The organism is Betaproteobacteria bacterium (assembly GCA_009377585.1).
GTDB lineage: Bacteria > Pseudomonadota > Gammaproteobacteria > Burkholderiales > WYBJ01 > WYBJ01.
On sequence record WHTS01000055.1, the window covers coordinates 17750 to 38225 of the forward strand.

General features: G+C 65.7%; 19 protein-coding genes and 2 pseudogenes. 11 read left to right on the forward strand and 10 right to left on the reverse strand.

What is annotated here, in order from left to right:
- Positions 1-220: 220 nt before the first annotated feature.
- Positions 221-509, forward strand: a pseudogene (locus tag GEV05_17375) (ATP-binding cassette domain-containing protein).
- Positions 510-598: 89 nt separating this feature from the next.
- On the opposite strand, the gene GEV05_17380 reads toward GEV05_17375, so the two are convergent.
- Together GEV05_17380 and GEV05_17385 are read right to left on the reverse strand one after the other, a co-directional pair.
- A complete protein-coding gene (locus tag GEV05_17380) occupies positions 599-1642 on the reverse strand; it encodes a tripartite tricarboxylate transporter substrate binding protein (GenBank protein MPZ45127.1) in 1044 nt (347 codons plus the stop codon).
- Between the two features lie 51 nt (positions 1643-1693).
- Positions 1694-2668, reverse strand: a complete 975-nt coding sequence (locus tag GEV05_17385) for a tripartite tricarboxylate transporter substrate binding protein (protein ID MPZ45128.1) — start codon at positions 2666-2668, stop codon at positions 1694-1696.
- Between the two features lie 490 nt (positions 2669-3158).
- Between GEV05_17385 and GEV05_17390 the strand changes: the two genes are divergently transcribed.
- Entirely contained in the window at positions 3159-3356 is a 198-nt protein-coding gene (locus GEV05_17390; protein ID MPZ45129.1) for a hypothetical protein, read from the forward strand.
- Positions 3357-3423: 67 nt separating this feature from the next.
- Here GEV05_17390 and GEV05_17395 read toward each other — a convergent pair whose 3' ends face one another.
- From GEV05_17395 to GEV05_17405, 3 genes are all read right to left on the reverse strand, one after another.
- Complete coding sequence (locus GEV05_17395; GenBank protein ID MPZ45130.1) at positions 3424-3843, reverse strand: PIN domain-containing protein; 420 nt, start codon at positions 3841-3843, stop codon at positions 3424-3426.
- Positions 3840-4082, reverse strand: coding sequence for a ribbon-helix-helix protein, CopG family (locus GEV05_17400; GenBank protein ID MPZ45131.1), 243 nt, complete (start codon positions 4080-4082; stop codon positions 3840-3842). The genes GEV05_17395 and GEV05_17400 overlap by 4 nt, the downstream gene beginning before the upstream one ends.
- A 234-nt stretch (positions 4083-4316) precedes the next feature.
- Positions 4317-5132, reverse strand: a complete 816-nt coding sequence (locus GEV05_17405; protein MPZ45132.1) for a hypothetical protein — start codon at positions 5130-5132, stop codon at positions 4317-4319.
- Between the two features lie 244 nt (positions 5133-5376).
- Between GEV05_17405 and GEV05_17410 the strand changes: the two genes are divergently transcribed.
- The 6 genes from GEV05_17410 (at position 5377) to GEV05_17435 (ending at position 13202) form a co-directional block, all read left to right on the forward strand.
- Positions 5377-6327, forward strand: a complete 951-nt coding sequence (locus tag GEV05_17410) for a tripartite tricarboxylate transporter substrate binding protein (GenBank protein ID MPZ45133.1) — start codon at positions 5377-5379, stop codon at positions 6325-6327.
- A 20-nt stretch (positions 6328-6347) separates the two neighbouring features.
- On the forward strand, positions 6348-8015 hold the full coding sequence (locus GEV05_17415; GenBank protein ID MPZ45134.1) for a UbiD family decarboxylase: 1668 nt from the start codon (positions 6348-6350) through the stop codon (positions 8013-8015).
- 189 nt (positions 8016-8204) lie between these two features.
- Positions 8205-9080 (forward strand): xanthine dehydrogenase family protein subunit M, encoded by an 876-nt coding sequence (locus tag GEV05_17420; protein MPZ45135.1) that lies wholly within the window; start codon positions 8205-8207, stop codon positions 9078-9080.
- 223 nt (positions 9081-9303) lie between these two features.
- Positions 9304-9789: a 2Fe-2S iron-sulfur cluster binding domain-containing protein gene (locus GEV05_17425; protein MPZ45136.1), complete on the forward strand. Its 486-nt coding sequence runs from the start codon at positions 9304-9306 to the stop codon at positions 9787-9789.
- Positions 9786-12128, forward strand: coding sequence for a molybdopterin-dependent oxidoreductase (locus GEV05_17430; protein ID MPZ45137.1), 2343 nt, complete (start codon positions 9786-9788; stop codon positions 12126-12128). Before GEV05_17425 ends, GEV05_17430 begins: the two co-directional genes overlap by 4 nt.
- A 102-nt stretch (positions 12129-12230) precedes the next feature.
- Positions 12231-13202: an NADPH:quinone reductase gene (locus GEV05_17435; protein ID MPZ45138.1), complete on the forward strand. Its 972-nt coding sequence runs from the start codon at positions 12231-12233 to the stop codon at positions 13200-13202.
- Positions 13203-13250: 48 nt separating this feature from the next.
- On the opposite strand, the gene GEV05_17440 is transcribed toward GEV05_17435, so the two are convergent.
- Entirely contained in the window at positions 13251-13832 is a 582-nt protein-coding gene (locus tag GEV05_17440; GenBank protein ID MPZ45139.1) for a Uma2 family endonuclease, read from the reverse strand.
- Positions 13833-14007: 175 nt separating this feature from the next.
- Between GEV05_17440 and GEV05_17445 the strand changes: the two genes are divergently transcribed.
- The 3 genes from GEV05_17445 to GEV05_17455 all read left to right on the forward strand — a co-directional run bounded on the left by GEV05_17445 (position 14008) and on the right by GEV05_17455 (position 16688).
- Positions 14008-14214 carry a hypothetical protein gene (locus tag GEV05_17445; GenBank protein ID MPZ45140.1) on the forward strand — a complete coding sequence of 69 codons (207 nt, stop codon included), beginning with the start codon at positions 14008-14010 and terminating at the stop codon, positions 14212-14214.
- Positions 14211-15605: an amidase gene (locus GEV05_17450; protein MPZ45141.1), complete on the forward strand. Its 1395-nt coding sequence runs from the start codon at positions 14211-14213 to the stop codon at positions 15603-15605. Before GEV05_17445 ends, GEV05_17450 begins: the two co-directional genes overlap by 4 nt.
- 159 nt (positions 15606-15764) lie before the next feature.
- Entirely contained in the window at positions 15765-16688 is a 924-nt protein-coding gene (locus GEV05_17455) for a zinc-binding dehydrogenase (protein MPZ45142.1), read from the forward strand.
- Between the two features lie 180 nt (positions 16689-16868).
- Here GEV05_17455 and GEV05_17460 read toward each other — a convergent pair whose 3' ends face one another.
- From GEV05_17460 to GEV05_17475, 4 genes and pseudogenes are all read right to left on the reverse strand, one after another.
- A complete protein-coding gene (locus GEV05_17460; protein MPZ45143.1) occupies positions 16869-17630 on the reverse strand; it encodes a hypothetical protein in 762 nt (253 codons plus the stop codon).
- Positions 17631-17769: 139 nt separating this feature from the next.
- Positions 17770-19290, reverse strand: a complete 1521-nt coding sequence (locus tag GEV05_17465; GenBank protein MPZ45144.1) for a tripartite tricarboxylate transporter permease — start codon at positions 19288-19290, stop codon at positions 17770-17772.
- 3 nt (positions 19291-19293) lie between these two features.
- Complete coding sequence (locus GEV05_17470; GenBank protein ID MPZ45145.1) at positions 19294-19743, reverse strand: tripartite tricarboxylate transporter TctB family protein; 450 nt, start codon at positions 19741-19743, stop codon at positions 19294-19296.
- Between the two features lie 44 nt (positions 19744-19787).
- Positions 19788-20257: pseudogene (locus GEV05_17475) on the reverse strand (DUF1772 domain-containing protein).
- Between the last annotated feature and the right edge of the window lie 219 nt (positions 20258-20476).

Genomic DNA, 20476 nt, shown 5'->3' on the forward strand with positions numbered 1-20476 from the left:
GAGGGGGTCGACGTACCGTACTCTCCGTGCTATTCGTATAACCTCGACTCCCATGGAACTTCGTCTCGCGCGTTTCACTCTGTAGACCATCGCAGGTCCGGTCCCGTGCGCGTTGCGTGGGCGTCGGTCCGCGATGCCCCGTAGGTCGAACTCGCAGGGAGCGAAATCGCGCGGCGCACGACCGCCGCGCGGGTGGCGCTTCTTCTGCCAAGCCGAGAGGAGCGAGGGGCGCGACGTCACGCGGCTGCCGCCGAGCGAGAAGCTACGCCGGGCCGGCATCGCCTACGTGCTGCAGGACAAGTCGATCTTCCCCGACATGACTGACGGTGGAAGAGAACCTGTGGATGGGTGCTTACCTGCTCGGCTCCACGAGCGAAGCGCGGCGCCGGGCCGAGGCCGTGTTCGACCGCTATGCGCGACTCGCCGCGCGCCGCCGCCATGCGGCCAAGGTGCTCTCGGGCGGGGAGCGGCGCCTGCTCGAGATCTCGCGCGCGCTCATCATGGATCCGGGCTTCCTGGGCGGCTGACCCGGATGCATGCCCGCCCGGCATGGCGCGCGGGCATGCGGCCCCTGAATCGTTTGCTTGCGGGGTTTCTCTTACTGCGTCTTGATGCCGATGTCCTTGATCACCTTGCCCCAGAACGCGACCTGTTCCTTCATGAAGCGGTCGAAGTCCTCGGGCGAGTCGCTGGTGATCTGCTGCGCGCTCACCTTCTGGTAGCGCTCGCCGACCCAGGGATCGTGCACCACTTTCGTGAAGGTCTTGAACAGCTTGTCGACGATCGGCCGCGGCGTACCCTTGGGTACGTAGATGCCTTGCCACGATCCCAGGCTCAGCTCCGGGTAGCCCAGCTCGACCATGGTCGGAATATTGGACAGCGCCGGAATGCGCTTCTTGGAAACGACGGCGAGAATCTTGATCTTGCCGGAGTTGGCATGCGGCACGAGCGAGGCCGTGGTCACCATTGTCGCCGCGACCTCGCCGGAAATGGTCGCAATGGTGGCCGCACCCGCGCCGCCCTTGTAGGGCACGTGCGCCATCTTGATGCCGGCCTTCAGCATGAAGAATTCCAGCGCCATGCGTTGTGCACTGCCGTAGCCGGCCGAGCCGTAGTTGAGCTTGCCCGGGCGCTGCTTGGCGTATTCGATGAACTCGGCCATGTTCTTGACCGGCAGCGCACCATGGATGCCGAACGCGCCCGGCACATCGACCACGAGCGTGATGGGGACGAAGTTGCGCGTGGACTTGTACGGGAAGCTCGGGAACATGCTCGGGTTGATGCCCATGCTGCTCACGTTGCCGAGCAGGAAGGTGTAGCCGTCCGGCGTAGCGCGGGCGGCCTGCTCGACCCCGATATTGCCCGAAGCCCCAGGCCGGTTTTCGGCGACGACCTGCTGGCCGAGCGCTTCGCTCAACTTCGGCTGCAGGATGCGGCCGATGAAGTCCGAGGCGCCGCCCGGAGCGAACGGAATGATCATCCGCATCGGCCGGCTCGGGTACTGGGATACCGGCTCCTGCGCCGGTTCTTGCGCCATCGCGGCGCAGGGAATCGCACAAACCATCGCCACAGCGTGCGCGAGCCGTTTCATCGCAATGCCTCCCTTGTTGATCATTTCGGGTATGCCTCCTTCATCGATCATTGTGTATTGGACGACGGTTCGATAGGGAGCCGACGCCTCTTTGCCCTCGCATCAACCGATCTTGAGGTTGATCTCGCGCACCACGTCGCCCCATTTCTTGTAGTCCGCCCGGATCACTTCGGCAAATGACTTGGGATCGGTCGACACCAGGTCGTTTCCCACGCGCTTGAATGCGCTCTGGATGTCGGGGCGCGCCAGCACCTTGGTGAGATCGGCGTGGATGCGCTGGATCGCGGCCTGCGGCGTTCCGCTGGGGGCCAGCAAGCCGGTCCAGAGCGTGGCCTCGTAACCCTTGACCGTCTCGCCGATCGCGGGCACGTCGGGGATCGCCGGCGAGCGCGTGGCGCTGGTGACGCCGATGATCCTGAGCTGCCCGGCCTTGTGCTGGTTGATGACGCTCGTGATGCCCAGACAGCCGACCTTCACCTGGCCCGAGAGCAGATCGGCGCGCGCCGGGCCGCTGCCCTTGTACGGCACGTGCACCATCTTCAGCTTGGCCATGGATACGAACAAGGCCCCGAACAGGTGCTGGGCGCCGCCGTTGCCCGACGACGCGATATTGATCTGCCCGGGCTGCTTCTTCGCCAGGTCGATCAGCTGCTGCACCGTGCTGACGCCGAGCGAGGGATGGACCGTGAGCGCATAGGGCTGGGCGCCGTACTGCATGATCGGCATGAAATCGCGCATCGGATCATACGGGGTCTTGCGATAGAGATGCGGCACGATCACCAGCGGCGTTCCCGACGCCATCAGGGTGTAGCCGTCGGGGGTCGACTTGGCCGCGATCTCGGTGCCGATCAGTCCGCCGGCCCCGGTGCGATTGTCGATGACGATCTGCTGGCCGAGCAGCTCGGGCAGCTTCTGCGCCCAGATGCGGGTCACGACATCGGCCGCGCCGCCGGCGGAGTAGGGGATGATCAGCCGCACGGGGCGGCTCGGATACGTTTCGGCCGCCACGGCCGTCGAGACCCAGAGCGATCCCGCCGCGCACAACATCGAGCCTGTAGCCAGTGCAATTCGCTTCATCTTTCCTCCTGTCCCTCACTTGCAGTGCGCGCATCGGCATGCAGGCCGATGCTGTTCGCCCGCGTACAGCGCGACGTGGATGTCATCCGCGCTGCGAAAAGCTCCTTAAGATATTCGTTCCGCTGCGGCCTGCCTGCCCGGAATCCCTGTACGTCGGCACGCGAGGCCAGCCGAGAGTTGCCGCTCGCATAGCGGGCGGGCTTGCCTTCCCGATTGGACCGACGGCGGCGAATCCGCCCCGCAGCCGGAGGCTAGAATAAGCGAACACAACTCCAATGAGGAGGCCTATCGTGAACCGATCCCGAACGATCGGGTGCGGCTGCGCCTGTGTATTGGCGCTGGCAGGCGCCCCGGCGTTGGCGCAGACCTCGTATCCCACCCAGCAGATCCGGATCGTGTGCCCGTTTCCCGCGGGCGGCGGGACCGACCTCACCTCGCGCCTGCTGGCCGAGCAGTTGCACAAGTCCATGGGGCAGACGGGCCAGCCGGCATGCCCGATCCGGTGCTGCGCAAGCTCAACCAGCATGCCGTGCAGGCGTTGAAGAATCCCGCCATGGTGACCCGCCTGCGCAACGTCGGCTACGAGCCCGCGCCGACAACGCCGGAAGAATTTCGCGACTTCATCCGCGCCGAGCTGAAAAAGTTCGGCCAGGTGATCGTCGCAGCAGGCGTGAAACCGGCACAGTGAAGCGGGTTCTTTGGTCGGCGTTCCGCCCGGACCACACTGCTTGCCCCTGCGTGCGCCGGAAGCGTTTTCAAGTGAACGGCGTGATCAGCGTGATGACCTGGCGGCCATTCTTTCGATAGACGGAAAAGTCTGAATCCAGGGTCAGGATCGAGGCTTCGTCATACAACTCGGCCATTCGAACCAGGCACGCGTCCGCCAGGGACATCGGTTGATCCCGGTACCGGTCGACCAAGCGTCGAACCGGGACGAGCTCCGACCCAAGCGCAAAATCGATCGACAGCAGGCCCCGCTCCAACAAATCGAGCAGGGCTGCTTGCCCTTTGCGACTGTTATGCAGCAGATACCAGGCTTCCGAAATGACCGCCTCGCAGGAGCGCATTGGTGCACGCACGCGCGCGAGCGCTTGCTTAGTCCAAGCATGATGGCGGTCGCTCTCGCTTAACAGCGCGACCAGCGGACCGGTATCGACTAGCGGGCTGGAAATCACTTGCCGTAGCCTTCCATGTGCTTCGGATTGCTGGACAGGTCGCGGGGTGCATCTTTCACGCAACCTACGAGGTCGCCCGCCAACTCGAGAAAAGACCCGCCACGCACCTCCCGACTCTCATCGAGGTACTGTTCGATTGCTTCGCGAACGACGACGCTCTTCGGGATTCGGCGCCGCTTTACGACGGCCGCGAGCTTGCGGTCCAGGGATTCCGAAACCTTGAGTGAAAGAACCTTCATGGCTGTTCAAACAGTAATTCAAGAGTGCCAATGCTAGCTTACCTGCCTTTCTCGAGCAACGATCCCGTAACCCACCGGCCCGAACAGGTGCCGCGCCGCCGATGCCCGACGACGCGAAATTGATCTGCCCCGACGGGTTCTTCGCCAGGTCGATCAGCTGCGCGAGAAGCTGTTTAACAAGATGGCCGGCGTGACCGTGGTCCGCCCCCTGTTGGCGCTGATTCGTTGCTCGCGTCAGCCCTTGTGTGCAGCGAGCTTCGGCGTGCGCTTGCGATCTTCCGGGTTGTTCCAGCCCTTGAAGCGCGGCGGGCGCTTCTCGGCGAACGCCTTGCGCGACTCCATCAGGTCGTCTTTCGCGCCGTGGTCCTTGAGCCGCGCGGCCAGCTCCTCGATCTCCTCGGGCACGCGCTGGCGCATCGCGCGCATCAATGCGAGCGTGTTGACGCGCGCGGCCGGCGGGAGCGTGAGCATGTGGGCCGCCATTTCGCGCGCGGTGGGGATGAGCTGGTCGACGCTGTCGACCAGCCGGTTGAGGTATCCCAGCTCGTACAGTCGCTCGGCGGTAAAGCGGAAGGCGAAGGCGATTTCCGTGGCGATCGTGTGCGGCAGCGTGCCCATGTGGCCGTGCTCGTAACCGCCGAGCAGCCAGCGCTTCGCTTCCGAGGACTCGAACACCGCCCCGCGCACCGCGACCCGGAAGTCTGCCGTATCGACGATCTTGAAGCCCCCGCCCATGGCGAATCCGTTCACCGCTACGATCACCGGCTTGTCCAGCTTGCCTTCGCTGAAGAGGTTGGTGCGCACGTTGTCCGGAGCGGCTGCGCTGCCGACGGTGCCGCGCTCCACCGACTCCTTCATGTCTTCGCCGGCGCAGAAGGCGCGTCCCGTGCCGGTCAGTATGGCGACCTCGAGCTCGGAGCTCGCATCGAATTCGTCCCAGGCCTGCTTCAATCCCGCGCGCAATTCGGTGCCCAGGGCATTCATCCGCTCCGGCCGGTTCATCCGGATCACCATGATCCCATCGCTGCGTTCGATCTCGACTACGCTCATGAATTGGCTCCCGTTCGATGGGCCCTGCAGCCCGACACGATGGGCCGTTCGGCCCGATACGATGGGCCCTGCGGCCCACTACAGTGGGGCCGTTCGGCCCGTGGCCAACGTATAGCCGGATTCGCGCTCGGTCGCAACCTTCGGTACCGACGGCGTTTGCGCGGCAATGCAGTGACATGAGATCCGGCCCGTCCCTCCTGCCCGGCAAAGGCGTTATGATCGTGCGTCCATCCGGAGGAGAACCATGTCGGCATTGCGTCCCGTCGTGCACGCGATCTGCCTCGGTACGGCTTTGGCTGCCGGATCGGTTGCGGGGCAGGACAAGTATCCGACCAGGCCGATCCGCGTCGTGACCGCGGCGCCCGGCAGCAATCACGACTGGGGTGCGCGTTTGTCCGCCCAGCAGCTGTCCGAGCGCGTCGGCCAGCGCGTGATCGTGGACAATCGCGGCTCGATCGCCATCGAGTACATCGCCAAGGAGGCGCAGCCCGACGGCTACACCTTGCTCTTCTACGGCGCGACCGTGTGGCTGCAGCCGTTCCTGAACAAGGTGGGTTGGGACCCGATCGCAGACTTTGCCCCGATCACGCTTGCGATGAGCTCGCCGAACGTGCTCGTGGTGCATCCTTCGTTGCCGGTGAAGTCGGTCAAGGCGCTGATCGCGCTCGCCAAGGCGCGGCCAGGGGACTTGAACTACAGCGCGGGCGGCGCCGGCTCCACGCCGCACATGGCGGCCGAGCTCTTCAAGCACCTGTCGCAGACGAAGATCGTGCGCATCCAGTACAAGGGCTCGGGGCCGTCGATGATCGGCCTGCTCTCGGGCGAGGCGCACATGATGTTCGCAGCCCTGGGTCCGATCACGCCCCACATCCAGCAAGGCAAGGTGCGCCCGCTCGCGGTTTCCACGCCCAAGCGCACGCCGCTCATGCCCGATCTTCCGGCCGTGGCCGAAACCCTGCCGGGATTCAGCGCCGAGGCCACGATCGGATTCTTCGCGCCGCGCAAGACACCGCCCGCGCTCGTCGCGCAGCTCAATCGCGAGATCGTGCAGGCGCTCAAGTCCGCCGACGCCAAGGTGCTGCACAAGGCTGGTATCGAGATCGTGGCCAACTCGCCCGACGCGTTTGCGGATTTCATCAAGTCCGAGATGGAGCGGATGGGTGCGGTCATCCGCAGCGGCTCCTTCCACAACTGACGCCGAAAGGCGGTGTCGACATGCCGGACGAGACCCAAAGCCAACCCCGGTCGCAAGCGCTGCCCGCCACGCGGCCGCCGCTGGACTTCCAGGAGCACCTGGCGCAACTCGAGTCGCAGGGCCTGCTGGTGCGCGTCGAGCGGCCGATCGACAAGGATACGCAGCTGCATCCGCTGGTGCGCTGGCAGTTCCTCGGCGGCATCGCGCAGGAAGAGCGCCGCGCCTTTCTCTTCACCCACGTGGTGGACGCGAAGGGCCGCCGCTACGACATGCCGGTCGCGGTCGGCGCGCTCGCGTCCTCGGCCCGGATCTATGCGGCCGGGATGGGGAAGCCGGTGGAGGAGATCGGGTCGACCTGGATGAAGGCGATCGCCAATCCGGTGCGGCCGATCGAAGTCGATTCCGCTGCGTGCCAGCAAGTCGTGATTCAGGGCGCGGCGCTGAAGGAACCCGGCGGCGGGCTCGCGCGGCTGCCGGTACCCATCTCGACGCCCGGATTCGACGCCGCGCCTTATCTCACGGCGACTTTGTGCGTCACGCGCGATCCCGACAACGGCATCCAGAACATGGGCACCTACCGCGCCGGGCTCAAAGCGACCGACCGCCTCGGCGTGCGCATGGTGGCGCGCGTGGGCGGCGCCGGCGGCTGGCTGCATTGGCTCAAGTACCGCGACCGCAAGGCGCCGATGCCGATCGCGATCGTCATCGGCTGTGCGCCGGTGGTGTTCTTCACCGGTCCGCAAAAGCTCCCGGTCGACCGCGACGAGCTGGAGGTGGCGGGTGGACTGGCCGGCGAGCCGATCCGCAAGACCAAATGCGTGAGCGTCGATCTCGAAGTGCCGGCCGACGCCGAGATCGTGATCGAGGGCCTGATCGATACCTCCGTGCTCGAGCCCGAGGCCCCGTTCGGCGAAAGCAACGGCTACGTGGCGCTGGAAGCGTACAACATGCCGATGCAGGTAACCGCGATCACGCACAAGCGTTCGCCCGTCTTCACGTCGATCATCAGCCAGGTTACGCCGAGCGAATCGAGCCTGGCGAAGAAGGTCGCCTACGAGCCGCTGTTCCTCACGCATTTGCGCGACGCGCTCGGCATCCGCGGCGTGCGGCGCGTGGTGATGCACGAGCCGTTGTCGAACCTGCGGCCGGTGATCTTCGTGCAGTACGCGCGCGGCACGCTGCGCACCGAAGTGTGGCGCGGGCTGCATGGCGCGGCGACACTGCGCCCCGAGTGCGGCAAGATCGTGATCGCCGTGAGCGAGGACATCGAGCCGTCGAACACCGACGCGGTGTTCTGGTCGATGGCTTACCGGTCCACGCCGACCGAGGACGTCCAGATCGTGCCGTATCGGCGCGGCGTGCAGGGTTCGCAGTACGGGCCCGACAAGTCGGAATCGACGCTGTTGATCGACGCGACCCAGAAGCACCCCATGGCGCCGCTCGCGCTGCCGACGCGGCCGTACATGGAAGCCGCACGCGCGCTGTGGGAGGAGCTCGAGCTCCCGCCGCTCGCCGAGAAGTCGCCCTGGCACGGCTACACGCTGGGCGATTGGACCGACACGTGGGAACGCTATGCGCAGCGCGCGACCGCGGGCGACTGGGAGCTGAACGGGCAGGAGACGCTCACGCGACGGCGCGGCGACGTGACGCCGGAGACACCCGTGCGCAAAATCGAGCAACTCGATTAGCGTCATCCATGCAGAAGGCTGTTGCGCGGCGATGAGTACGTTCGTCGCTCCCGTGGAAACGGGAGCCCAGGCGATTTCGGCGTCGGCCTGGATTCCCGCTTGCGCGGGAATGACGACTCGCGTACACGCCCGGCATCCCGCGGAAGCGCTCGCGATCCCAGGGCCGAAGCCGCCATTCGGGACGTCATCATGAAGCCCGCGCCGTTCGTCTATCACGATCCGCGCACGGTCGAAGAGGCGTGTGTGATCCTCGCGACGCACGAGAACGCGCGCGTGCTCGCGGGCGGACAGTCCTTGATGCCGCTGCTCAACTTCCGCGCGGTGACGCCGGATCATCTGGTCGACCTCAATCGCATCGAAGCGCTGTCGTATCTGCACGTGCAGGGTGATGTGCTCGAGATCGGCGCGATGAAGCGCCAGCGCGGCCTCGAGCGCTGCGGCGAAATCGGGCAGCACTGCCCGCTGCTGCACGAGGCGCTGGCGCACGTGGGCCACGTCCAGACGCGCAACCGCGGCACGATCGGCGGCTCGCTGTGCCATCTGGATGCTTCCGCGGAGCTCGTGAACATCACGGCGTTGCTCGGCGGCAGGTTGCACGCGGTGTCGCGGCGCGGCCGGCGCGACATCGCGTTCGCCGATTTCGCCACCGGCTATCTCACGACCTCCCTCGCGCCGGACGAACTGCTGGCCGGCGTCTCGCTGCCGCTGCCGCCGGCGCGGCATGGCCACGCCTTCGTCGAATTCGCGCGCCGCCGCGGCGATTTCGCCATCATCGCCTGCTCGGCATGGCTCACGCTGGATGATCGCGGCGACATTGCGGATGCAGCACTGGCGTTGTCCGGACTGGGCCACGCGCCCGTGCGTCCGACCGAGATCGAGCAGGCGCTACGAGGACAGAAGCCGATTGCGGAAACGTTCAAGGCTGCAGCCGCCGCGGCAGGCGCGCTCGAAGCGGACGGCGACCCGTTCGTCTCGGCCGCGTACCGAAAGCATCTCGCGCGCATCCTCAGCTATCGTGCGCTGGAACAGGCGGCGGCGCGTGCGTGCGCGGGAGCGGCGGCATGAGATTCCCGTGCGAGGGGGGCGACGTGAGCCTACCGGGCGAGGGGCCTCACGCAGTGGGGATCGACCGCAAGGCGAATCGGCGCCGGGCACCGACGGCTTGGCCGCAAGGCTTGATAGGCGGCTCGGAGGGGCCCCGCTTGCGGGGATCGACCGCAAATCGAATTGCCGCCAAGCCGCCGACAGCTTGGCGTATGCGACTCGCTGACGGTTCGGAGGCGGCCGCATGACTGACACGAGAACCATCCGCGTGCACGTGAACGGGAAAGCCTTTCGCGGCGAAGTCGAAACCCGCCTGACGCTGGTCGATTTTCTGCGCCACGAGCTGCAACTCACCGGCACACACGTCGGCTGCGAACACGGCGTGTGCGGCGCCTGCACGGTGCTGGTCGACGGCGCCAGTGCGCGCGCGTGCCTGATGCTCGCGGTGCAATGCGATGGCGCCGAAGTCTCCACCGTCGAATCGCTCGCGAGCGGCGCAGGTCTCAATGCGCTGCAACAGGCGTTTCGCGATTGCCACGGGCTGCAATGCGGATTCTGCACGCCAGGCATGTTGATGACTCTGACCGAGTTCCTGCGCGATAACCCGGATCCGGGCGAAGCCCAAGTGCGCGACGTGCTCTCGGGCAATCTTTGCCGCTGCACCGGCTATCAGGGCATCGTCGACGCGGCGCTCGCCGCCGCCAAGCGCATGCGCGAGGTGCGGCTGTGAGCCTCACGGGATTCGGCGCCTCTGCCCCGCGCAAGGAAGATCCCGCGCTGCTGCGTGGTGAGGGCCAGTTCGTCGACGACATCCATTTCCCCGCCATGCTGCATGCCGCGTTCGTGCGCAGCCCCCATGCGCACGCAAGCATCGGCCGCATCGACAAGTCGGCCGCACTTGCGCTGCCCGGCGTGCACGCCGTTTTCGCGTTTGCCGATTTGCCGGAACCGGTGCGCCGGCAGACGCTGCCGCTGCTCGTGCCGCATCCCTCGCTGCGCGCGCCGCGGATGCCCTACGCCTTGGCGAAAGACGAGGTTTGCTATGCTGGCGAGCCGGTCGCGTGCGTGGTCGCGGACAGCCGCTACATCGCCGAGGACGCCGCCGACCGCGTCGAGGTCGCCTACGAGCCGCTGCCTGCGGTCAACGACTGCCGCGCCGCACTCGCGCCCGGCACGACGACCGCGCATGCCGAGGCCGACTCCAATGTCGCGGCACGGTTTCCGGTGCAGGTGGGCGACGCCGACCGGGCGTTCGCGGGTGCGGCGCACGTGTTTCGCGAACGGATCTACCAGCACCGGGGCGGTCCGTTCTTCATGGAATGCCGCGGCGCGGTGGCGCGCTACGAAAAACCGACGGATGCGTACACGCTGTTCGTTTCGTCGCAGGGCTCGCATCGACTGAAGCGCTGCCTGCTGGACATGTTCGACCTGGGCGACCATCAGGTGCGCGTGGTCACGCCCGACGTCGGCGGCGGGTTCGGCCCCAAGGGCTCCTTCTACCCGGAATACGTCAACCTGGCGTTCGCCGCACGCGTGCTGGACCGGCCGGTGAAGTGGATCGAGGATCGGCGCGAAAACTTTCTCGCGACCCACCAGGAGCGCGACCAATACTGGGACATGGAGATCGCGGTCGACCGCGACGGGCACATCCTGGGCCTGCGCGGCGAGCTCATCCACGAGACCGGCGCCTACGTGCCCTGGGGCATCGTGCTGCCGTGGATTGCCGCGACCACGGTGCCGGGACCCTACGTCATCCCGAGCTTCAAGCTCGACGTGGTCTCGGTCTACACGAACAAGATCCAGACCACACCCGTGCGCGGGGCCGGCCGCCCCGAAGCCGTCGTGACGATGGAGCGGTTGATGGACCGGGTCGCACGCGAGCTCGAGCTCGATCCGGCCGAGGTGCGACGGCGCAATTTCATCCGTCCCGAGCAGATGCCCTACAACGTCGGCATCATCTTCCGCGATGGCCGGCCGGTGACCTACGACAGCGGCGATTACCCGGCGTGCCAGGCCGCCGCTCTCGAAGCCTCCGGCTACGACGGCTTCAGGCAACGCCAGGCGCAAGCGCGCAGCCTTGGCCGCCACATCGGCATCGGCATTGCGAATGCGGTCGAGGCGACCGGGCTGGGGCCTTACGAGAGCGCCACGGTGCGCATCTCGACCTCGGGAAAGATCGTCGTGTACACGGGTGCGACGCCGCAGGGCCAGTCGCACAAGACGACACTCGGGCAGATCGCAGCCGAGCAGTTCGGCGTCGGGCTCGACGATGTCACGGTGGTCACCGGCGACACAGCGGCGATTTCGCTCGGCATCGGAACCTTCGCCGCGCGCACGGCGGCCAATGCCGGGCCCTCGGTCCACCTGGCTGGTCTCGAAGTAGCGCTCAAGGCGAAGACAATCGCCGCCGGCATGATGGAGTGCCTGCTGGAGGACCTCGAGCTGGCGGATGGGTACGTGCGCCTGAAGAGCGCGCCGGACGTGCGCAAGAGCCTGCGCGAGATCGCGGTGCGATCGGTCGGCATGCCGGGGTTCTCGATGGCCGGTGAGCTCGAGCCGGGGCTGGAGCACACCGCGCATTTCACGCCGGCACAGTCTGCGTATTCGAACGGCACGCACGTCGCCGAGGTCGAGGTCGACATCGAGACCGGCGCGGTCCTGATCCTGCGCTACACGGTCGCGCACGATTGCGGGCGGGTGATCAATCCCATGGTCGTGGACGGGCAGGTGATCGGCGGGGTCGCCCACGGCATCGGTAATGCGCTGTTCGAGCGCCTCGTGTACGACGATCAGGCGCAGCTCCTGACCGGCACGTTTGCCGATTACCTGCTGCCGCTCGCGACCGATGTGCCGCGCATCGACCTGGTCCACCTGGAAACGCCGTCGCCCCTGAACCCGCTGGGCATCAAGGGGGCGGGCGAGGGCGGCACCATCCCGGCGATCGCCGCGATCGTGAGCGCGGTGGAAAATGCCTTGGCGCCGTTCGGGGTTCGGATCGCCGAGGCGCCCGTCACGCCGCAGCGCATCGTCGAGCTGCTGGGCAGCCACGCGCTGGGGCGCACGCGGTGATGCCGGCTGCGGAGGATCGATGGCTGGCCGGTGGTAGGATTAAGGCGTACATCCGGCGCGGACAACGTGAGCCGCGCTGAACTTCGGAAGGGAGAAGGGTCCATGGCACATGCGATTCGCATCCACGAGCACGGCGGGGCGGAAAAGCTCAGGTGGGAAGAAGTCGAGGTGGGCGCTCCCGGGTCTGGCCAGGTCCGCGTGCGCAACACCGCGGTGGGATTGAACTTCGTCGATACGTACCAGCGCAGCGGCCTCTATCCCATGCAGCTGCCGTTCATCCTGGGCTCGGAAGGCGCCGGGGTGGTCGAGGCGGTGGGCCCGAGGGTCCGGAACCTCAAGCCAGGCGATCGAGTCGCCTACTCGGGACCGCTCGGCGCCTATGCCGATGTGCTGCTGCGCCCCGCCGACCGGCTGGTGAAGCTGCCGGCAGCCATACCGGACAGGACCGCCGCGGCGATGATGCTCAAGGGCCTGACCGCACAGTACCTGGTGCGCCGGACCTATCGCGTGCGCGCCGGCGATTCCATCCTGGTGCACGCGGCCGCCGGTGGCGTCGGCTTGATCCTCTGCCAGTGGGCGAAAGCACTGGGCGCGATGGTGATCGGCACGGTAGGCAGCGACGACAAGGTCGCGCTGGCGAAGAAGGCCGGCTGCCGCCACGTCATCGTCACTTCGAAGGAGAATTTTACCGAGCGCGTCAAAGCCATCACCCGCGGCAAGGGTGTGCCGGTGGTATACGACGGCGTCGGCAAGGACACGTTCGTGGGCTCGCTCGATTGCCTCAGCCCTCTGGGCATGATGGTGAGCTTCGGCAACGCTTCCGGCGCCGTGGCGCCGGTGAACATCGGCATTTTGGCGCAGAAGGGCTCGCTCTTTCTGACGCGACCGACGCTGGGCACCTACAACGCGACCCCGGAGGATCTGCAGAAGGCCGCGCGCGAGCTGTTCCGGGTGGTGGCCAGCGGCAAGGTGAAGATCGTCATCAACCAGACTTATCCGTTGAGCGAGGCGGCTGCGGCGCAGCAGGACCTGGAGGCGCGCAAGACCACCGGCTCGACGGTATTGCTGCCTTGAGTCGAGGCACGCAAGACCTTCAGGATTGCGTCGATAGCTTCACCGAAATCAGCCAAACAGATCGTCCACGCGGATGCTCACCGCCGGCAGCTCGAGCGGCGATATCGAGGCGCCGCGGGCGTATGTCGCGCTGCGGGAATAGGCGGATGCGGATGGTGCATGAAACGACTCGATGCGTTGGCCATGCACGTCCACGATCCAGGTTTCCACGATGCCCGCCTGCGCATAGAGGGGCAACTTGATGCGGCTATCGTAGGATAGGGTGGAATCGGCGACCTCGACGATCAGCAGCACGTCTGCCGCAAAGGGAACTCGCGCCTCGGCACTGTCGATGCCCGGACGCAATAGCGCGATGTCCGGCTGCGGCTCCGAGCGCGGCGGCAGCATCACCGGGTTCTGTACGGAAACGACGGCAAGATCGCCGACCGCCGTAACGAGCAAGCGGGTGAGCCGGTTCAAGCACCGCATGTGCGGGCCGCCGATGGGCGCCATCTCGATAAGATCTCCCTCGATCAGCTCGATGCGGCTATCTTCGCTCAAGATACCCGCTTCACCGAGCTTGTGATAATCGTCGACGGACAGCTTGTAACGAGTCGGCGTGAATACAGCGCTCATGGATACCATCTGCAAGATGGAGGATTTCGATCCAGTCGCAAATCTACTCCGATAAGAGAGGAATTGCTAACGCGGGTCGGCCAACGGCTACTTGTGCTGGCTTCCGTCTCGATAACATCGAACCCTTCTGACCGGGACGGATGGCGATAGAATCGACTCGCAGCATCCTCGAACGACCGGGAGGTGGGCAATGGCTGAAGGCGCGCTTTGCTTGGACGACATCCGCCGCATGGCGGCCGAGATCGGTCTGACGCACTTGACGCAGACGCATCTCGAAGAGCTTCTGCGCGCGACGCAGGCCTCGCAGAAGCGTCGCGCCAAGCTCCCGATCGATGAGCTGGTCTATGCCGACGAGCCCGCGCACGTGTTCTCGCTCGATATGCGAGGTGTGCCATGAGCACGCTCGACTATCTGGGCGTTGCCGAGGGCGCCGAGCTGCTGCGCGCGCGCAAGCTCTCGCCGCTGGAATGGACGCAAGCGCTGATTCGGCGCATCGAGGCGCACGACGGGAAGCTGAACGCGTTCCTGCGCTTCACTCCGGAGCTGGCGTTGGAGGATGCGCGCCAGGCCGAAGCCGAAATTGCGCGTGGGGCTTGGCGCGGTCCGTTCCACGGCGTGCCGTATGCGCTCAAGGACATCATCGACTACACCGGCCTGCCGACCACCGCGCATTCGAAGATCCTGCAGGATAACGTCGCCCGTGCGGATGCCGTGGTGACGCAGCGGCTGCGCGGCGCGGGCGCCGTGTTCATGGGCAAGCTTTCCACGCATGAATTCGCCATCGGCGGCCCGTCGTTCGATCTGCCGTGGCCGCCGGCGCGCAACCCATGGAACCGGGACTGCTTCACCGGCGGCTCTTCCAGCGGCTCCGGCGCCGCGCTCGCTGCCGGCTTCGTGCCGGCCGCGATCGGAACCGATACCGGCGGCTCGGTGCGCAACCCGGCATCGCTCTGCGGCATCATCGGCATGAAGCCGAGCTACGGTCTGGTGAGCCGGCGTGGGGTCGTGCCGCTCGCATTCTCGCTCGATCACATCGGGCCGATGACCCGAACCGTGCGCGACAACGCCCTCATGCTGGATTTGCTCGCCGGCTACGATCCCGCCGACCCGGGCAGCGCCAATCGCGCCGTCGGCGGTTATGGCGCCGCGCTCGAGGGCGGCGTGCGCGGGCTGCGCGTGGGCGTCATCCGCCATTTCTATACGCGCGATATGCAGGCCGACCCAGAGATGACGGCCGCGATCGACGCCGCTGCAAGCCGCCTGAGCGAGCTCGGCGCCGAGGTGCGGGAGATCGAGACCGCGCGCCTGGACGACTACGTCGCCTGCAACCGCACCATCCTCACCAGCGAGGCGTTCGCGGTGCACGAGACCTGGTTGCGCGAGCGGCCGCAGGATTACGGCGCGTTCGCGCGCGAACGCATCATGGCGGGTGCCTTCGTGCGCGCAGCCGATTACATCAATGCGACGCGCCTGCGGCGCAAGCTCATGCAGGAATTCCATGCGCTGTTCGATCGCATCGACGTTGCGCTCACGGCGAGCTCGATGGATCCGGCTTGCCGCATCGACGATCCGCAGGCGGTCGAGTACACCTATGCGAGGCAGGCTCGTGCGCCCTTCAACGTGACCGGCAGCCCCGCAGTCTCGGTGCCGATCGGATTCAGCGGCGCGGGCCTGCCGCTCGCCATGCAGCTGGTCGGCAAGCCCTTCAGCGAGGCGCTGCTCTATCGCGTGGCGCATGCCTACGAGCAGGCGTGCGGGTGGCACCAGCGCCATCCTGCGCTGGCATAGCATAGCATTGGGGTCAGGTCTTGCTTGTTGCATGCTGCGCTGCGAACACGCGGCTAGCGGGCGGGTGTTTGTCTCCGGGTAGGTTGAGTTGGGTGGCAAGATGCAACAATCAAGACCTGACCCCAAGTCATAGCGCGCTGGGATTTTAGGAGCGAGAGAATGAAAGCAGCCTATTTCATGCAGCACGGCGGTCCGGAAGTCATGCACTACGGCGATGTGGCCGACCCGGTCGCCGGCCGGGGCGAGATCGTGGTGGACGTGCATGCCGCGAGCGTGAACGGGGCGGACTGGAAGGTTCGCGCCGGCAGCTATGCGCCCATCACGACCTTTCCCTACATTCCGGGGCGCGATTTTTCCGGCGTGGTGGCGGCGCTCGGCGAAGGCGTGAGCGATTTGAAGGTCGGCGATCCCGTGTTCGCGGTGTGCGACGCCGGGCAGGAGGCGGCATATGCCGAGAAGGTGGCGATCAAGGCCGCCATAGTCGCGCGCAAGCCCGAGGCCTTGTCGCACGAAGCCTGCGCCGCGCTTGCGCTTGCGGGGCTCACTGCGCTGGTGTCGATCGAGGATACGTTGAAGCTGCAGAAAGGCGAGACCATCCTCATTCAGGGCGGTGCGGGCGGAGTGGCCGGCATTGCGATTCAGATCGCCAGGCACATCGGCGCCCGCGTGATCGCTACGGCCGGCACGGCCAACCTCGACTATGTGCGCGGCCTCGGCGCGGACCAGGTGATCGACTACCGCACGCAGGATTTCACGCGCGAGGTTTCCGGCTGCGATTGCGTGTTCGAAACCGTGGGCGGCGATGTCGCGGCGCGCTCGTTTTCGGTGTTGCGCCCCGGCGGGCGAGCCGCCTTCATCGCGTCGGGCGGAAAAGCGCCGGCTTCGCCGCGTCCCGACGTGACTTCGCTGCGCCCCGCAGTCGGACGCGATCGCGCCCACCTCGAACGCGTGGCGCAGCTCGCGACCAGCGGCGCCATCCGTGTCCCCGAGATCGAGCTCTTCCCGCTCGCCGAGCCGGTCGAGGCGCACCGCATCAGCGAAGGGCGGCACTTGCGCGGCAAGCTCGTGTTCAAGGTTCGGTGAGGTAGTAGAACCACACCACCCCGTCGGCTGCGCCGACACCCCTCTTCATGAGAGGAGGGGAAATCGTTGGACATCTCCCCTCCTTGACAAGGAGGGGCGGGACGCGACAGTGTCGCGGACGGGGTGGTCGGCTACGAATCGGTTATCCAAACTAAAACGCGATACCCGCAGCGATGCCAGTCAGGCGCGAGCACTGCGCTTTCGCGCCTGCGCTGGAGGCTTCACCTTCACTGGCGGCCAGATGCGTTGCGCGACCGCGGGAGAGCCCGGTGCGTGCACGAGCTTGGCCACGACATCGTGGGTCCACGCCGACAGCTTCCGGTTCTTCGCTTCGTGTGCGCGAAAGCTCCGTGCGCGCGCCTCGAGCGAGGTGAACTCGTACAGCACGCCGTGTTTGGCCCAGCCGGACACCGATACCATCTTGCGGATGCAAATGCCGCCGGGCAGGTTCTGGAAGTTCGGCAGGCGCAGGTGTGCGTACCATGACAACAGCTCGTCCTCATCGGGGTACGAGCCGGAATTGAAATTGCCGAGCTGGATTGCGGGCGCGAGGGTGTAGCGGCCCTCGCGCCGTCTTGCTTCCGGCCCTTGCGCGCGATGCTCTTCGGTGAAGATGTTTACGCGTTCGCCCTGGCGCAGGGCCAGCATCCTCCGCTCGGCTGCATTCGGCTTGTAGCGGAAAGGCGTGAGGTCCGCGAACACGTGCGCATCGCGGGCGGCCAGGATGAAGATATGGCTTCCGCCCTGCGGCAGGGTCTCGTCGCCCGTGTGGCGCAGGTGCGCAAGGGGTTTTTCGTTCTGGTCGACTTCGTAATGTGCCGCTGACAAAGCGCCCGGCGCCTGCAACAGTTTCGGGATATAGGTGCCATGCAGCCAATCGAGATAACGGCTGCGGGTCGCAGTCGCGAGATCGTACCAGCTCACCAGCAGCGATCGATCCATGTCTCTTCCCTCGAAGGGGCGCGAGATGCGCTTTGGAGCCGCGAAAGCTTAGCACCGGCCCGAGATCGCGAAGTGGAGCAAGGTGGCGAAGCAGACCGGCATGCGCATCGATTGACGCATGCCAGTCTCGTTAGAGGGGTTACGACGCCTCTCCGGCGAGTGCTTCCTTGCGTTTCGCCATAGCCGCCGGCAGCAGCATGATCGCCAGGAAGATGACCGTGACGATCAGGAACCCGAGACTGATCGGGCGGGTGACGAACACGGTCGGATCGCCGCGCGATATCAGTAGCGCCCGTCTCAGGTTTTCCTCCATCAAAGGGCCGAGCACGACCGCCAGAATCAGCGGCGCGGGCTCGCATTGCAGCTTGATGAAGAGATAGCCCAGACAACCGAAGATGATCATCAGGTACAGATCGAGCGAGGCATTGTTCAGGCTGTAGACCCCGATCGTCATGAACATCATGATGGCGGGGAACAGTATCCGGTAGGGCACCGTCAGGAGCTTCACCCACAGCCCGACCAGCGGCAGGTTCAGGATCACCAGCATCGCGTTGCCGATCCACATGCTCGCGACCAGCCCCCAGAAGAGATCGGGGCGCTGGGTCATCACCTGCGGCCCGGGCGCGATGCCCTGGATCGTCAGCGCGCCGAGCATCAGCGCCATGGTGCCGCTGCCCGGTATGCCGAGCGTGAGGGTCGGGATGAACGCGCACTGCGCGGCGGCGTTGTTCGCCGCTTCCGGCCCGGCCACGCCTTCGATGGCGCCCTTGCCAAACAATTCCTGACGCTTGGACAGCTTCTTTTCCAGCGCGTAGGTGGAGAACGCGGCGATGGTCGGTCCCGCACCGGGCAGCGTACCAAAGAACGCGCCTATGGCGGTCCCGCGTACGATCGGCTTCCAGGAAAGCTTCAGGTCCTCCTTGGTTGGGTACAGGTGCTTGAGCTTCTGGAACAGCAGATCTCGCTTGCCGCCAACGCCTTCCAGATTCTTGACGATCTCGGCCACCCCGAACAGTCCCATGGCGATCACGGAGAACGAGATGCCGTCGGTGAGCCCGGCGATACCGAACGAGAAGCGGGCCATACCCGAATTTACGTCGGTGCCGATGATGCCGATGATCAGGCCCAGCAGAACCATGGCGAGGCTCTTCGACATCGACCCGTAGGCCAGCACCGAGGCGGCGATCAGGCCCATGACCATGAGCGAGAAATACTCGGCTGCCCCGAATTGCAGGGCCATTTCGGCGATCGGCGGCCCGAACTGGGCGATCAATATCGTTCCGACCGTTCCGGCGAAGAACGACCCGATCGCGGCGATGGCCAGGGCGGGGCCGGCGCGGCCCGCCTTGGCCATTTCATGGCCGTCGATGCAGGTGACGACCGAGGCCGATTCGCCGGGCAGCTTGACCAGAATCGCGGTGGTGGAACCGCCGTACTGGCAGCCGTAGTAGATGCCGGAGAGCATGATCAGCGCCGGGATCGCAGGCAGGTTGAAGGTGATCGGCAGCAGCATCGCGATGGTCGCCAGCGGGCCGATGCCCGGGAGCACGCCGATCATGGTGCCGAGAAACACGCCGATGAAGCAGTACATCAGGTTCGACAAGGTCAACGCGACGGAGAACCCGAGATAGAGATTGGGGAACAGCTCGCTGATGTCCATGGGCTAGTACCACCAGAAAAGTTGATACGGCAGGCCGATGCCGTAGATGAACACTGCTACTGCGCCGGCGACCAGCGCGATGGTGACGATCAGGAGTTCGAGCCATTTGATGTCGCGCCCCGCAAACGTGGTGATGACGATGAGGGCGACCAGCGACGGCACGAACCCGACCCGCTCGATCAGCAGGCCGAACACGATCACGCCGAGGCTGAGCACGACGATCGGCCGGAATGCCCATGGCCCGATCGCATCGCTGCCTTTCAAAAGCCCCTTGGCGCCGATGCCCAGACCGAACAACATCATCAGGATGCCGAGGTAGGTGGGGAAGTAGCCCGGCCCCATCCGCATCGCGCTCCCCATGGGGTAATCGCGCGACATGTAAACCGCAGCTGCGCCGAAGAGGATGAACATCACCCCGGCCCAGAAGTCGGCATTGTTAGCCACCTTGCCCATTTTGGTCGACTCCTCCTCTCGTCATTTACTGGAACTGGAAACTCTTAGGAATGCCTGCTCGGTCCGTCGCCTCGGCGCAACGCAGCCCAGAGCAGCGCCACGAACGCGCTCAGGTTGAGCAGTGCGCCCGCCGCATGCGAATATTCCCATTGTTCACGCAAACGTGTCCAATTTTCCGGCAACATGGTCCAGTTGCCCGTCTCCTGGTTGGCCGGGAAGGTGAACGTCCAGAAAACGGCCTGCCCTGCGAGCAAACACGCCAACCCCACCGCGGCCAGTAGCCATGGCTGCCGGCGAAGCCGCAATACGATGAGATGCGCCGCTGTCGACAACACCGCTCCCAAAATAACCACTCCCAGCAACGCCCACCCGCGATAGATCTGTTGCACTGTCAGATAATCATCGGGTGACAACGAAATCTTGTTCGGCAACTCCAGCAGGTGCGCGGCGGACGGGGCCAAGTCAGCGCGACGAATAGTATGCTGAGGAAGCACGTGAGGTCGAGTTGCTTCATACATCCAACCGATCGGCCCGCAGATTAACGATTCGCGACAATGCGCGCATCGCTACATACACGTACGTTATAGCACGTATTTACCGGGGGTTGTCGCAGCGTAGCGACGCCCGCAATGCTGCGCCCGAATCGGGCCATGCGCTCCGAAATCGATTGAAATCGAATAGTGATATGGCCCGTTGTGCCCGGCCAAGGCTAGCCGGCGCGAGGCACCGGCCG